3 protein-coding genes are annotated in these 1110 nt (G+C 72.6%); 1 reads left to right on the top strand and 2 read right to left on the bottom strand.

Annotation, left to right across the window (positions count from 1 at the left end; genetic code table 11):
• Both EFE23_RS27810 and EFE23_RS27815 read right to left on the bottom strand, forming a co-directional pair.
• Positions 1 to 415, bottom strand: a 415-nt coding sequence (locus EFE23_RS27810) for a globin family protein (RefSeq protein ID WP_500786063.1), incomplete at its 3' end; no start/stop codon positions are given.
• On the bottom strand, positions 412 to 633 hold the full coding sequence (locus EFE23_RS27815) for a hypothetical protein (RefSeq protein ID WP_123243818.1): 222 nt from the start codon (positions 631 to 633) through the stop codon (positions 412 to 414). The genes EFE23_RS27810 and EFE23_RS27815, both read right to left, overlap by 4 nt.
• Before the next feature lie 249 nt (positions 634 to 882).
• Between EFE23_RS27815 and EFE23_RS27820 the strand changes: the two genes are divergently transcribed.
• Positions 883 to 1110: helix-turn-helix transcriptional regulator (locus EFE23_RS27820; protein ID WP_148058566.1), on the top strand; the 228-nt coding region annotated here is incomplete at its 3' end.

A 1110-nucleotide genomic window follows, 5' to 3' on the forward strand; every position in this document is an offset into this window, starting at 1 on the left:
CCCCGTCGCAGGCCAGGTCGTGGTCGAGCACCTCGACCGGCCACCAGGCCGGGCCGTCCCCCGCTTTCGTGGCGGCCCGCTCGACTTCGGGCCAGGGCACGGTGGTGCGTAGCGCGCCGTCGATGACCGGCTGGTGCTCCGGTCGCAGGCCGAAGCGACGGTACGCGCGGCCCAGGACGCTCAGCAGCGCCAGCGTCTCCGGGCGGTCCGGCCGGTCGGCGAGCCGGCGCAGGGCGGCCTCGACCAGCGGGGCGTCCCGCTCGGGCAGCAGACCCGGGTAGCGGTCCTCGACCTCCTCCCAGAACGAGGGCCGCCGCAGGTAGCTCTCCGCGCGACGCTGCCGGTCCATCCCGATCGGGTACGGGGACAGCTCCGCCTCGGGTGTGTCGTGGTCCGTGGCCTCCCGGTCCGTCACGCCGGCTCCCGGAGCTGGCCCTCGGTGAGTCCGGCGGCGTCGATCGTGGCGTGCGCCCAGCGGGCCAGGCGGCACGGGTACGGGACACGTTCGCTGCGGCACAGCAGGCCCTGCGGCCACGGCTCCGGGACGTGGACGCGGGCCGCGTGAACGGCGAGCGCCAGGTCCTCGTCGGTGACCGGGGTGAGCACGGGAAAGTCGGCGAGTACGGCGGTCATCGGTGGGCGCCTCCGGTGGTGGGGTGCGTGGAGTGGCACCGGGGTGGGCGGGGACGGCCGCCGCCGTACGGGGGAACGACGCGGCCGGAGCCCAGCACCCGCCCCGGGCCATGCGACCAGCCTCTGGTGTGGACTGAACAGGAACTACAGCACCCGAGGAGCCTCGATGACGCAGAAGTGAGGCGTCTGCGTACCCGCCTGATCGACGCAGTGTTACTACAGTGGCGGCGGAACGGAGGGAGATCAGGCGTGGCCCTGAAGCGACATCGGCTCTGTCAACGGCGCAAGGCCCTCGGCTACAGCCAGGAGCGCCTGGCCGAACTGCTCAGCGTGGAACGGTCGACCGTGGTGCGCTGGGAGAACGCGGAGACGGACCCACAGCCGTGGCATCGCACTCGGATCGCCGCCGCGTTGGAGGTTACGCTCGAACAGCTCGACGACATGCTTATCGACGTGTCGGTGGCAGCACATCGAGGG

It is taken from the genome of Micromonospora solifontis (assembly GCF_003725545.1).
Lineage (GTDB): Bacteria > Actinomycetota > Actinomycetes > Mycobacteriales > Micromonosporaceae > Micromonospora > Micromonospora solifontis.